Source organism: Mycobacterium marinum (assembly GCF_003391395.1).
Taxonomy (GTDB): domain Bacteria; phylum Actinomycetota; class Actinomycetes; order Mycobacteriales; family Mycobacteriaceae; genus Mycobacterium; species Mycobacterium marinum.
Genome location: NZ_CP024190.1, coordinates 551,037 through 562,782, shown reverse-complemented (window position 1 = coordinate 562,782; position 11,746 = coordinate 551,037). Strand labels below are relative to the sequence as shown.

The 11,746-nt window shown below is 64.0% G+C and carries 13 protein-coding genes; 7 read left to right on the top strand and 6 right to left on the bottom strand.

The genetic code is table 11. The annotated features are described in order from the left end of the window. The first annotated feature begins 47 nt into the window (after positions 1-47). Complete coding sequence (locus tag CCUG20998_RS02425; protein ID WP_011739380.1) at positions 48-503, top strand: TetR/AcrR family transcriptional regulator; 456 nt, start codon at positions 48-50, stop codon at positions 501-503. Positions 504-639: 136 nt separating this feature from the next. Here CCUG20998_RS02425 and nirD read toward each other — a convergent pair whose 3' ends face one another. Continuing rightward, complete coding sequence (gene nirD, locus CCUG20998_RS02420; protein WP_012392485.1) at positions 640-996, bottom strand: nitrite reductase small subunit NirD; 357 nt, start codon at positions 994-996, stop codon at positions 640-642. A 25-nt stretch (positions 997-1,021) separates the two neighbouring features. Then, positions 1,022-3,598: a nitrite reductase large subunit NirB gene (nirB, locus tag CCUG20998_RS02415; protein ID WP_081651118.1), complete on the bottom strand. Its 2,577-nt coding sequence runs from the start codon at positions 3,596-3,598 to the stop codon at positions 1,022-1,024. A 215-nt stretch (positions 3,599-3,813) separates the two neighbouring features. Between nirB and CCUG20998_RS02410 the strand changes: the two genes are divergently transcribed. Beyond that, complete coding sequence (locus CCUG20998_RS02410; protein WP_020731538.1) at positions 3,814-4,272, top strand: Hsp20/alpha crystallin family protein; 459 nt, start codon at positions 3,814-3,816, stop codon at positions 4,270-4,272. Positions 4,273-4,346: 74 nt separating this feature from the next. Here CCUG20998_RS02410 and CCUG20998_RS02405 read toward each other — a convergent pair whose 3' ends face one another. Continuing rightward, complete coding sequence (locus tag CCUG20998_RS02405; protein ID WP_020731537.1) at positions 4,347-5,117, bottom strand: isocitrate lyase/PEP mutase family protein; 771 nt, start codon at positions 5,115-5,117, stop codon at positions 4,347-4,349. Between the two features lie 115 nt (positions 5,118-5,232). Here CCUG20998_RS02405 and CCUG20998_RS02400 point away from each other — a divergent pair, with 115 nt between their 5' ends. The 5 genes from CCUG20998_RS02400 (at position 5,233) to CCUG20998_RS27755 (ending at position 9,356) form a co-directional block, all read left to right on the top strand. Further along, complete coding sequence (locus CCUG20998_RS02400; protein ID WP_012392481.1) at positions 5,233-5,529, top strand: hypothetical protein; 297 nt, start codon at positions 5,233-5,235, stop codon at positions 5,527-5,529. A 78-nt stretch (positions 5,530-5,607) separates the two neighbouring features. Continuing rightward, entirely contained in the window at positions 5,608-6,429 is an 822-nt protein-coding gene (locus tag CCUG20998_RS02395; protein WP_012392480.1) for a hypothetical protein, read from the top strand. A 46-nt stretch (positions 6,430-6,475) separates the two neighbouring features. Beyond that, the gene (locus tag CCUG20998_RS02390) at positions 6,476-8,404 is read left to right on the top strand and encodes a fumarate reductase/succinate dehydrogenase flavoprotein subunit (RefSeq protein ID WP_012392479.1); all 1,929 of its coding nucleotides are present in this window, start codon (positions 6,476-6,478) and stop codon (positions 8,402-8,404) included. Next, positions 8,404-9,150: a succinate dehydrogenase/fumarate reductase iron-sulfur subunit gene (locus CCUG20998_RS02385; protein ID WP_012392478.1), complete on the top strand. Its 747-nt coding sequence runs from the start codon at positions 8,404-8,406 to the stop codon at positions 9,148-9,150. The genes CCUG20998_RS02390 and CCUG20998_RS02385 overlap by 1 nt, the downstream gene beginning before the upstream one ends. A gap of 50 nt (positions 9,151-9,200) precedes the next feature. Then, positions 9,201-9,356: a hypothetical protein gene (locus CCUG20998_RS27755; RefSeq protein WP_015354256.1), complete on the top strand. Its 156-nt coding sequence runs from the start codon at positions 9,201-9,203 to the stop codon at positions 9,354-9,356. Positions 9,357-9,396: 40 nt separating this feature from the next. Here the strand turns inward: CCUG20998_RS27755 and CCUG20998_RS02380 are convergent, their stop codons facing one another. From CCUG20998_RS02380 to CCUG20998_RS02370, 3 genes are all read right to left on the bottom strand, one after another. Beyond that, positions 9,397-10,647 carry an MFS transporter gene (locus CCUG20998_RS02380; protein WP_036456962.1) on the bottom strand — a complete coding sequence of 417 codons (1,251 nt, stop codon included), beginning with the start codon at positions 10,645-10,647 and terminating at the stop codon, positions 9,397-9,399. A gap of 6 nt (positions 10,648-10,653) precedes the next feature. Next, positions 10,654-10,857, bottom strand: coding sequence for a hypothetical protein (locus CCUG20998_RS02375; protein WP_020731535.1), 204 nt, complete (start codon positions 10,855-10,857; stop codon positions 10,654-10,656). A 241-nt stretch (positions 10,858-11,098) separates the two neighbouring features. Beyond that, complete coding sequence (locus CCUG20998_RS02370) at positions 11,099-11,587, bottom strand: flavin reductase family protein (RefSeq protein ID WP_012392475.1); 489 nt, start codon at positions 11,585-11,587, stop codon at positions 11,099-11,101. Positions 11,588-11,746: the final 159 nt, after the last annotated feature.

The following is an 11,746-nucleotide window of genomic DNA, read 5'->3' as shown; positions in this document are numbered from 1 at the left end:
CGTGGACAATGCTTGATCTTTGACCATATCCGGGTGATCCTGACACCATGGCCAATAACGAAGAGCCCTCCCGCGGGCTCCTCGATCCGGTGGCGAAGATGCTGCGTTTGCCCTTCGGCACACCGGAGTTCATCGACAAGATTGTCGCCGGCAGTGTCAACCAGGTCGGCCGCCGGACTCTGTACATGCTGATCACCACGTGGGACGCGGCGGGCGGCGGCCCGTTCGCCGCCAGCGCTGTCGCCTCCACCGGCCTGGCCAAGACGGCCGAAATCGTCCAGTCGATGTTCATCGGGCCCATCTTCAACCCACTACTCAAAATGCTCGGCGCGGATAAGATCGCCGTCCGCGCGTCATTATGTGCCTCGCAATTGGTCGGCTTGGGCATCATGCGCTACGGGTTGCGCTCCGAACCAATGCATTCAATGTCAGTGGATGCATTGGTGGACGCCATCGGCCCCACCATGCAGCACTACCTTGTCGGCGACATCAGCCGGGGGTAGGCGCCCAAGCCGCCTGCCACGATATCGGGCGGGCATCCTGGGGCTTGACCGTGCGCATGGGGCGTCACATCGTAAGCTGGACGGCCCCGGCTGCACCGCCGGATCCGTGGGCTCACGCCCAAATCCGTAGACCCGGTCAGGCGGCCAACCGCGCGACCTGAATCTTGCCTTCCGCAGTGACACGCGCCGGGTACACCGGCACCGAAACGCGTGGATCATCAAGGCAGCTGCCGTCGTCGAGCGCGAACGCCTGTTTCTGAATCGGAGATTGAACTGCCGCACGGCCGTCCCGATCACCGACGATGCCACGGGACAGCACGGCCGCACCGGAGAACGGGTCGATGTTTCCCAGCGCGTGCACCGAGCCGTCGTCCAGCCGGAACAGAGCCGCCTGACTGCCGTCATCGAGCAGCACACCCACACCCCGGCCGGGGATCAGATGGTCGTATGCACAGGCAGTGGTCCATACCTGAATGTCGTTGAGAAGTGTCACACTACCTCCTAGAATCTTCGCGACTTCATGATCGGACCCGCGGAATGCCAATGGAGACAGGAACTTTACGTCCCGCACGCTCGGTGAATGTCACTGTCGGGTCGGCGGCGTCGGGGGCATTGACGAAAGAGACGAACCGCGACAGCTTGTCCGGGTCCTCCAGCACGCCCTTCCACTCGCACTTGTAGTTGGCGACGTGGCGCTGCACCGCCGCTTCGAACTCTTCGGCCAGGCCCAAGGAGTCGTCACACACGACCTCGCGGACGTGATCGAGTCCGCCCTCGAGTGATTCGACCCACGGCGCGGTGCGCTGTAGCCGATCGGCCGTTCGGACGTAGTACATCAGGAACCGGTCGATATAGCGGACCAGCGTCTCAGTGTCGATGTCGCTGGCCAGCAGCTGAGCATGCTTGGGAGTCATGCCGCCATTGCCGCCGACGTACAGGTTCCAGCCCTTTTCGGTGGCGATGACGCCGACGTCCTTGCTGCGGGCTTCGGCACACTCGCGCGCGCAACCCGAAACGCCCAGCTTGATCTTGTGCGGCGCCCGCAGGCCTCGGTAACGCAGTTCCAGGTCGATGGCCAGCTGCACCGAATCCTGTTGCCCGTAACGACACCAGTCACTACCCACGCAGCTCTTCACCGTCCGCAACGCCTTGCCATAGGCGTGGCCGGACTCCATGCCCGCATCGACCAGCCGCTTCCAGATCAGCGGCAGCTGATCGACTCGCGCACCGAACATGTCGATCCGCTGGCCGCCGGTGATCTTGGTGTAAAGCCCGAATTCCTGGGCGATTTGGCCGATCAGAATCAGATGCTCGGGCTTGATGTCGCCACCAGGGACCCGCGGCACCACCGAGTAGCTACCGTTCTTCTGGATGTTGGCCAGGAAGTGATCGTTTGAGTCCTGCAGCGAAGCCTGCTCGCCGTCCAGGATGTGGTCGGACCCGGTGGACGCCAGGATCGACGCGACCACGGGTTTGCAGATGTCACAACCCTTTCCGCGACCGAAGCGTTGTAGCAGTCCCGAGAAGGTCCGGATTTCGGTAGCCAAAATGATCTGGAAGAGTTCCGCGCGCGATTGGCTGAAGTGCTCGCAGAGCGCCTTGGACTGTTCGACCCCCTCGGCTTCCAGCAGTTGCTTCAGCAGCGGCACGCACGAACCGCACGAGGTACCGGCCGCGGTGCACGCCTTGAGCGCGGGCACATCGGCGCAGCCGTCGGCGATCGCACACTTCAGCTCGCCCTTGGTGACGTTGTTGCAGGAACAGATCTGTGCCGAATCGGGCAGTGCGCCAATGCCCAAGGCACCAGCACCGTCGCCAGAGGCGGGCGAGATCAGCGCCAACGGATCGCCGGGCAACTCGCTGCCGACCATCGGGCGCAACACCCCGTACGCGGAAGCGTCGCCCACCAGCACGCCGCCCAGTAGCGTCTTGGCGTCATCGGAGAGCACCAGCTTGGCGTAGGTGCGATTCACCGCGTCGTTGACGGCTACCTCGAGGCAGTTCTCGGTAGCGCCCATCGCGTCGCCGAAGCTGGCCACGTCAACGCCGAGCAACTTGAGCTTGGTCGACAGGTCGGCTTCGGGGAACTCCGCGACACCGTTGAGCAACCGGTCGGCCACCACCTCGGCGCTGGTGTAGCCGGGCCCGACCAATCCGTAGCAGCGCCCCTCGATGGCGGCCACCTCACCGACCGCGTAGATGTCGGGATCGCTTGTCTGACAGGACAGATCGGTGAGCACGCCGCCGCGCTCGGCGATCGCGAGGCCGGCCGCCCTGGCCAATTCGTCGCGGGGCCGGATACCCGCCGCGAAAATCAATGCGCCGGCGTCGATGACGTCGCCGCCGGCCAGCCGCACCCGTAGCGACGTCTTGCCATCGGAATGCTCGACAGACTCAATCGAGTCGGTGCCCGTCCCGACGTGCACAGCGATCCCGAGGTCGGAAATCATCCGGGCCAGTAGCGCGCCCCCGGCCTCATCGATCTGTTGGGCCATCAACCGCGGCATCATCTCGATGACGTGCGTCTGCAACCCGAACTGGCGCAACGCGTTGGCGGCTTCCAGCCCGAGTAGGCCGCCGCCGATGACCACGCCGGCGCCACCGTGGCCATCGCGCAGTGCACGTTCGGCGCAGGCATGGATAGCGTCGAGGTCATCGAGCGTGCGATACACGTGGCAGCCGGGCAGGTCATGGCCGGGCACCGGAGGGACAAAGGCGTAGGACCCGGTGGCCAGCACCAGGGCGTCATAACCGTGTCGCGTGCCGTCGGCGGTGACCACCGACTTGGCCGCGCGGTCGATCTCGGTGACCCGCGTGTTCAGCAACACCCGAACCCGCTCGTCACCGGCGTAGTCGTTGCCCGGCAATGCCAGCTGAGCCCGATCCCAGGTTTCGGTGTAGGAGGTCAGGCCCACGCGGTCATATGCCGCATCCGCTTCCTCGGCCAGCACCGTGACCCGCCAGCGATCGTCGGTGTCGCGGGCCCGAAGCGCCTCGACCATCCGGTGGCCCACCATGCCGTGTCCCACCACGATGACGTGTCGCGGGACACCGGGGTTCGCATCGTGCGCACGCACAGTTCCGCCTGGGGCCATGGCATGAAGGCTAGAGGCGGGAAATTACCGAAAAATCGCCAAATGTGACACGTGGGTGACGTGGCGCTCACACCTGCCAACGGACTGTGTGACCCCGTTCGCTCTGGGCGAAGCCCCAGGTGGAACTTTAGCGTGGTCGACTCATGTTCTTGCTAGTAGCCGACCGGCGAGGAGCCGGACACAGCTAACTCACACGGAAGCATAAGGAGAAAATCATGAGCAATCTCGCGTTGTGGTCGCGTCCGGCCTGGAGCACCGATCGCTGGCTGCGGGACTTCTTCGGACCAGCGGCGGCATCCGATTGGTACACGCCGCTGGGCACCGGATTCAATCCGGCCGCAGAGATCGTCAAGGACGGCGACGACGCGGTGGTCCGCCTCGAGCTGCCCGGCGTGGACGTGGAAAACGACGTCAATGTCGAGGTGGAGCGCGGCGAGCTGGTCATTCGCGGCGAACACCGCGACGAGCACGCCCAGGAAGCTGGGGAAGCCGACCGCCGCACGTTGCGCGAAATCCGGTACGGATCGTTCCGCCGGTCGTTCCAGCTGCCCGAACACGTCACCAGCGAGGCCGTCTCGGCTTCCTATGACGCGGGCGTGCTGACCGTGCGGGTGCAAGGCGCCTACCGGGATCCGGCGGCGAGTGAGCCGCAGCGCATCGCAATCACCAAGTAGGTCCGGCCGGCTCGCCGGGCGCGCTGATCCGGCGGAGTGAACGGCTCCGCCGGATCAGCGGCATTCGACTCCGGTCAGCGCCAGTGGGCCAGCAGCTCGGTCGCCCGGCCGGACAGGGCGGCCTGCAGAAAGGGGCCGAAGCTGATCCGGGCGACACCCAACCGGCCGAATGAGGCTGGATCGTCCTGGTCGGGCAGCGCGATCGCGTTGATCGGCAGCGGCAACTGCGCCGCCAACCGCCGCAACGTATCCGGGTCGTGACGGCCCACCGGGTACAGCACATCGGCGCCGGCGGCCGCGGCCTCGGTCAACCTCGCCACGGCCCGCTCGAAGCGGTCTGCCGGGTCACCGTCGCGACGCAGGAAAAGATCGGTGCGCGCGTTGAGGACGACATGCACGCCGGCCGCGTCGGCGGCCGACCGTAACGCGCCGACCAGCTCGGCGTGTTCGCGGCGAGACCTCAGTCTTGCGCCTTCGGAGTGCACCGTGTCTTCGATGTTCAGCCCAACAGCGCCCACGCTCAGCAAGCCCTCGATCAACCGCTGCGCATCCAGCCCATACCCGGATTCGATGTCCACCGACACCGGGATGTCGACGGCCGCCGTGATCTGCGCAACCCGGGCGAGCACGTCGTCGAACGACATCCCCTCGTTATCAGGTTTTCCGATCGAATCGGCCAGTGGGTGGCTGCCCACCGTCAGGGCGGCGAAGCCCGCGTTCGCGGCCAGCCGCGCCGACCACGCGTCCCACACCGTCGGAAGCACCACCGGGTTGCCGGGCTGATGCAGCGCGAGCAACGCCAGGGCGCGCTCGGCGGTGACATTTAAACCTTGCTCGGATGGCATGGCGACCTTGGTTTCCTGCCCGCGCTATGTCTTGACTGCCGTCTGGCAGAGACTGTGGATAGTATCGGTGGGCGTACTGTGATCCGTAACACCATCAGCCCGTAGGGAGCATGCGTTGTCCCCCACAAACGAACTCGCCGAACTGCACGATCTCATCGGCGATCTGAGGCGGTGCGTGACCTCGCTGAAGTCGCGATACGGCGACGATTCAGGCATGCGCCGCGTCGTCATCGATGCCGATCGGATCCTCACCGACATCCAATTACTCGACACCGATATCGCAGAATTGGACCTGGATCGAGCTTCGGTGCAGCAATCCGTCGAGAAGATCGCCATCCCCGACACCGACTATGACCGCGATTTCTGGCGCGATGTCGACGACGAAGGTGTCGGGGGTCACAGTAGATACTGACAATCAAGCCCCGCCGAAATCAGGGTCCTCTATCTGTGTACCCTTCGACGAGATACCACTCGAAGAGGATCACACTAGATGAGCGCACCCACGGCGAACCGTCCTGATACTGGCGTTTTCTCACCCAGCCGGGCCAAAATCCCGCAGCGGACGCTACGTACCGACCTCTGGTGGTGGGCGCCGCTGGTCACCAACATCGGATTCCTGGCGTTCATCGTCTATGCCACCACCCGGGCGTTTTGGGGCAGTGGCTACTGGGTGGAGAAATACCATTACCTGACACCCTTTTACTCGCCGTGCGTCAGCGCGTCCTGCGCACCGGGCGCAAGCCACCTTGGTGTCTGGTTCGGGCACTTTCCCTGGTGGATTCCGTTGGGAAGTCTGGTATTACCGTTCCTACTCGGTTTCCGGCTCACCTGCTACTACTACCGCAAGGCTTACTATCGTTCGGTATGGCAATCGCCGACCGGTTGCGCGGTACCCGAGCCACGCGCGCACTACACCGGGGAAACCCGTCTGCCGCTGATCATTCAGAACAGCCATCGGTATTTCTTCTACGTTGCGGTAGTGGTGTCACTTATCAACACCTACGACGCAATTATGGCCTTCCACTCGCCCACGGGTTTTGGATTCGGTTTAGGCAATGTCATTTTGGTGACCAACGTGCTCTTACTCTGGGCCTACACCATTTCCTGCCATTCATGCCGGCACGCAACCGGCGGCCGTCTAAAACATTTCTCCAAACACCCAGTGCGTTACTGGATCTGGACACAAGTGAGCAAGCTCAATACCCGGCACATGCTATTCGCGTGGATCACGCTGGGCACCCTGTCGCTCACCGACTTCTACATCATGCTGGTGGCTACTAACACCATCACAGATCTCAGATTTATTGGCTGACAAGCCGTTTCAGGATTTATCAAGAAATAGCTGAGCGAGGTTTTCAATGGTTGAGGTCGAACGGCACTCCTACGACGTTGTCGTGATCGGTGCCGGCGGCGCGGGGCTGCGGGCGGTCATCGAGGCACGCGAGCGCGGCCTGAAAGTAGCGGTCGTGTGCAAATCGCTGTTCGGCAAGGCCCACACGGTGATGGCCGAGGGTGGCTGCGCGGCCGCGATGGGTAACAGCAACCCCAAAGACAACTGGAAGACCCACTTCGGCGACACCATGCGAGGCGGGAAGTTCCTCAACAACTGGCGCATGGCCGAACTGCACGCCAAGGAAGCCCCGGACCGGGTCTGGGAGCTCGAAACCTACGGCGCGCTGTTCGACCGCCTCAAAGACGGCAAGATCAGCCAGCGCAACTTCGGTGGGCACACCTATCCGCGGCTGGCCCACGTCGGTGACCGCACCGGCCTGGAGTTGATCCGCACCATGCAACAGAAGATCGTGTCGCTGCAGCAGGAGGACTTCGCCGAGGTCGGCGACTATGAGGCTCGGATCAAGGTGTTCGCCGAATGCACGATCACCGAGCTACTCAAAGACGGTCCCGAAAACGGCGGGCGGATCGCCGGAGCCTTCGGCTACTGGCGGGAAAGCGGCCGCTTCATCCTGTTCGAGGCGCCCGCCGTCGTGATGGCCACCGGCGGGATCGGTAAGTCCTTCAAGGTCACGTCCAACTCCTGGGAGTACACCGGCGACGGGCATGCCCTGGCACTGCGGGCCGGCGCGACGTTGATCAACATGGAGTTCGTTCAGTTCCACCCGACCGGCATGGTGTGGCCGCCCAGTGTGAAGGGGATCCTGGTCACCGAAGGTGTTCGCGGTGACGGCGGGGTGCTCAAGAACTCCGATGACGATCGATTCATGTTCGGTTACATCCCGCCGGTGTTCAAAGGCCAATACGCGGAGACCGCCGAAGAAGCCGACCAGTGGCTCAAAGACAACGACTCGGCCCGTCGCACCCCTGACCTGTTGCCGCGAGACGAGGTGGCCCGCGCCATCAACTCCGAGGTCAAGGCGGGCCGGGGCACCCCGCACGGCGGCGTCTACCTCGACATCGCGTCGCGGCTGACTCCCGAGGAGATCAAGCGCCGGCTGCCGTCGATGTATCACCAGTTCATGGAGCTGGCCGGGGTCGACATCACCAAGGAGCCGATGGAAGTCGGGCCGACCTGCCACTACGTGATGGGCGGCATCGAGGTCGACGCCGACACGGGCGCGGCCACGGTCCCCGGGCTGTTCGCCGCCGGCGAGTGCTCGGGCGGCATGCACGGCTCCAACCGGCTGGGCGGGAACTCGCTGTCCGACCTGCTGGTCTTCGGTCGGCGGGCCGGCCTGGGCGCCGCCGACTACGTGCGCGCGCTGAGCAGCCGTCCGACCGTCTCACCGGAGTCCGTCGACGCCGCCGCCAGGCTGGCCCTGGCGCCGTTCGAAGGGCCCACCGACGGCACCGCTCCGGAAAACCCGTACGCGCTGCAGATGGACCTGCAGTTCCTGATGAACGACCTGGTCGGCATCATCCGCAACGCCGACGAGATCAGCAAAGCGTTGACCCTGTTACGGGAGCTGTGGGCACGCTACGAGCATGTGCAGGTCGAAGGCCACCGCCAGTACAACCCGGGCTGGAACCTCGCGATCGACATGCGCAACATGCTGACCGTCAGCGAGTGTGTGGCTCGGGCCGCGCTGGAACGCACCGAGAGCCGGGGCGGGCACACCCGCGACGACCATCCCGGCATGGACCCGAACTGGCGCAACGTCTTGTTGGTCTGCCGGGCCGCCCAGGAAGCCACCGACGGTTCCCACATCACCATCACCCGCCAGCCGCAGGTACCAATGCGGCCGGACCTGCTGGACCTCTTCCAGATTTCCGAGCTGGAGAAGTACTACACCGCCGAAGAGTTGGCCGACCATCCAGGACGGAGAACGTAATGGGTTACAACGCGAGCTTGCGCGTGTGGCGCGGCGACGAGAGCAACGGCGAGCTGCGCGACTTCACCGTCGAGGTCAACGAGGGTGAAGTGGTGCTCGATGTCATCCACCGTCTGCAGCAGACCCAAACGCCCGACCTGGCGGTGCGCTGGAACTGCAAGGCCGGCAAGTGTGGATCCTGCTCGGCGGAGATCAACGGCAAGCCGCGACTGATGTGCATGACCCGAATGTCGACCTTCGCCGAAGACGAGATCGTCACCGTGACGCCGCTGCGCACCTTCCCGGTGATTCGCGACCTGGTCACCGATGTCTCGTTCAATTACGAAAAGGCACGCGAGATTCCCTCTTTCGCGCCTCCCAAGGAGCTGCAGCCTGGCGAGTACCGGATGGCCCAGGTCGACGTCGCGCGCTCGCAGGAGTTCCGCAAGTGCATCGAGTGCTTCCTGTGCCAGAACGTCTGCCACGTCATCCGCGACCACGAGGAGAACAAGAAGGCGTTCGCCGGTCCGCGGTTCTTGATGCGCATCGCCGAACTGGAAATGCATCCCCTCGACACTCGGGACCGGCGCAACGAGGCACAAGAGGCGCATGGCCTGGGGTACTGCAACATCACCAAGTGCTGCACCGAGGTATGCCCGGAAAACATCAAGATCACCGACAACGCACTGATCCCGATGAAGGAGCGCGTGGTCGACCGCAAGTACGACCCGGTCGTGTGGCTGGGCAACAAGCTGTTCCGACGCTGACTTGGCGGCCCTGGCGTTAGACCCGGGGCCGCGCCGGGTACCCCGCAGTGATGCGAGAAACGACCAGCATTAGCGACATCCGAACCGCGATCCGCGAGTTGACCGTCCGCGCTGAACTCGCGCACAAGCAGGGCCGCCACGATGACGCCGCGGAGATCGAGCGCCGTATCGCGGGCTACCGAGACGAACTCGGGGACCGCCCGTAGCGGATTGGCAGAGGACAGAAATCGGGTAGCCGAGGCGGGCCTAGTCGGCGGGAGCGAGCCGCTTGGCCGAGTAGGCCGCCGCCACATTGAGCAGCAGAACGATCATCACCGGCCACACCACATCGTGGAACTGGGCGAGGATGCCTAGCAGCGAACTCAACCCCACCAGGCCCGCGCTGATGACGAGTCGCCCGAAGGCGATCAACGAGATTCTCAGCGTGGGATCGGCATTGTGGGCAATCCACAGTTGACCCGCGGTGAACACGCTTTGGTTGGCGATTGACGCCAATGCGATCACCAGGCTGATGGCCACCAGGTTGGGCCAGGATCCGGCCAGCTGAAACGCGATGGCGATCACTGCCGCGGCGATGCTGAGAATCGCACTGCCCGCAAACAAGCCGAACAGCCCAAATCTTTCGCGGATCCGATTCCACACCCGTATCCCACCCACGAGTCCGACACAGACGAACAAGACCAAGACGACGACGTTGTCGTGCTCGTCCCCGGGTATTGCGGCAACGCGGATGCTGTAGAACGAGCTCCCCAGCACGACCGATCCGAACAGCAGCTGAACTGCCAGGTAGCGGCGATACCAACTTTCGCGACGCAGGGCAGCCAGCCCGACGTGCACGACCTTGTTCAGCCCCGGGGCCTTGTGCACGGGCGGGACGATCCGCTGCGGCAACCCCAGACAAATCAGCCCGGAGATTGCCATCGCCGCAGTGGCGGTCCACAGCAGGCGGATGTTGTTGGTCAAGTGGTCTTCATGGGGCACGAAGGACAACGCCACGGTGACGATCGCCGTCAACGCCGCGCCGACGCCGGCTTCGGTGAGCAGCACCTGCGCCCTATCGGTTCCCGACGGCATCGCTGCCACCAAATCCGCGAACGCCACGAAGGAGAAGGCCGACACCGCCCCGATAAAGAGCACATTCACCAAGAACAGCGATCCGGCTTCGTTTCCGTCGCCCATGGTTGCGCCCATCGCATTGACGGCGGCCAGGACGGTCAGCCCGAACACAATAATGACCAATCGGCGGCGTCTCGGGACCGCGGCGAGCACGGCGGGCGCGAGCATATTTCCAATTGCCGCTCCGGCTGTGAACGCGGGAAAAATTAGTGCCGCCATCCACAATTCCGCGTGGAGTTCGGCCACCACAAACGGCAAAACGATGGGGACATTGCCAAGCTGAAGTGCCGTCCGGTAGAAGCCACTTTGCGTGATGACCAGCCACAGAACACGCTTGCTCGGGCCATCGATGCGTCCTTCCGGACGCGATGTTTCCACCACGTTCTGCTACCCGCCGGCCACCCGGGTCGCCCCCACGTCGGGCGCATTCGCAAACCAGCACGAATGGTCCGAGGGGCCCTTCCAGCGCATGGGTGACGCGATCAATCCGGCAACGCCCTCAGCCCCACCAATGATCGACGCAAAAGCATCCGAATCTGCAGTATCGGGGGCACCAGGAATCGAGTGGGCGAAGTCGCGGTCGATTCCCATCTGCACCTCCTGCACGGAAACGCAAAAAAACAGGGTACTAATTAGTACCGCCGCGGCGCCAGGCATTCGTGTCCACAATTTGGCGGCCCACACCCGCACCCGCACCCGCACCCGCACGAAAAGGAAGCGACCCCCGCGCGCTACGCCGGCCCGAAAATGGTGCGCCGGATCATCACCGCCAGGTCAGGACCCGTGATTCCCCACCAGAACACGGCGGATCGTGTTCGAGAAGTTCGACTGGTCACACGCCCAGGCGACGAAACACACTTCGGTGAAATACGATCGGCGCCACCTGCGCGTCCACGGTGACCTCGCTGACCCGCAACACCACGATGGTGTGGTCCCCGGCGGGAATCAGCTGCTCAATGGCGCTTTCCAGCCACAAACTGGTGCCCTTGATGAAGACGGCACCGCTGTCGTTGCACACCGTCTCCAAACCGGCGAAGCGGTCCCCCGTCTTCGCGGCCAGCGTGCGCGCCGCCTCGTCATGAGCTTCGCCGAGCACGCTGATACCCAGCATGGGTGCGCCTTTGAGTTTGGGCCAGGTCGTCGAAACGTTCTGCACACAAAAAGAAACCAGCGGCGGATCCAGCGAGACGGGAACAAAGGTGCTGGCCGCGAGGCCTTCCCGCGCGCCATTGATCTCCGCGGCGATCGCCACCACACCGGATGGAAAGTGGCCAAACGCTTCGCGCAGCGACGATGGTGTCAGGTTGCTCTGTGGATTCACCAGACTTCAAGCGCCCCTTGAGCCGAGGACAATTTCTGGTCACCGACCCTACTCGCCGGATACCCGCGGGCAGTGGCCAGATCGGGATGACCGGCAATCGGGCTGTCCAGACCTGGCGGCGCGAGTCCGCACCCCCAACTGAGCCCGCCGCCCCGATCG